Consider the following 992-nt stretch of genomic DNA (forward strand, 5'->3'; position numbering starts at 1 on the left):
AAATCTTTGCGGTGGCACGCAATTTTGCGCTCAACGTCTACCGTGACAATGCGTTTGTCAACATGGCTCAAGCTCAGCGCTGTTGCCAGTTTGGCTTAGACACCCTCAAGCGCATCTTTAAAATGAAATAGCCCTGCACTCGACTTATCTACATCGCACCGCCAACAGTGTCCTATGTATTATAAAGAGATAGCATAGATGCGTTATGAGACGAAAATTTGAAAGTTGGCTACGCACGAGTCTCTACCTTTGAGCAGGATCTAGATTTACAGCTCGATGCACTCAACGCTGACGGGTGCGATCGCACCTTCTGTGATAAGGACGAGAGTGGAGCTAAGGGTAGCCGCCCAGAATGGGATAACTGTCTTGACCATCTACGGAAGGGTGACACACTGGTCATCTGGAAGTTAGATCGCGCTAGCCGCTCAACTAAGCATTTGATCGCGCTAGCTGAAGACCTTGAGAGGCAAGGCGTTGAGTTGCGTAGTTTGAAAGAGCAGATCGATACTTCATCTGCAATGGGGAAGTTTTTCTTCCGAATGACGGCCTCTATTGCTGAGCTAGAGCGCGACATCATTCGCGAACGTACCCTGGCAGGTCTAGCGGCGGCCAAGGCGAGAGGTCGAAAAGGTGGTCGGAAGAAGATCATCACAAGGGGACAGGAGCTAGAAGCAAAGCGCCTAGCTGATGAGGGTAAGCTAAGCAGCACAGACATTTGCAAGCGGGTCGGCATCAGCCGTGCCAGCTACTATCGGTTAGTTGTCTGAAGACACTTCTGGCACATCAAACAACAGGTTTTTGATGTACAACTTCTCAGTGACAGAAGAAGGCCGAGGCGAGATTCAAATAGATAACTTTCGAGAGCAGTTCTCTGTTGACTTCGGTTTCTGGACTAAGGGGCTGGCAATAAAATACATTACCGGTCATTATAAGGCGGAGTTAAGTCAGTTGAGAGAGGCTAGGGGATGCTAGATGAGCAGATGAAGGAAACC

General features: G+C 49.1%; 1 protein-coding gene. It reads left to right on the forward strand.

Annotation, left to right across the window (positions count from 1 at the left end):
- Positions 1-218 precede the first annotated feature (218 nt).
- On the forward strand, positions 219-767 hold the full coding sequence (locus CKL79_RS22545) for a recombinase family protein (RefSeq protein WP_121971726.1): 549 nt from the start codon (positions 219-221) through the stop codon (positions 765-767).
- Positions 768-992: the final 225 nt, after the last annotated feature.

Origin of the sequence: Leptolyngbya sp. BC1307 (assembly GCF_002286735.1) — a bacterium.
Lineage (GTDB): Bacteria > Cyanobacteriota > Cyanobacteriia > Phormidesmidales > Phormidesmidaceae > Phormidesmis.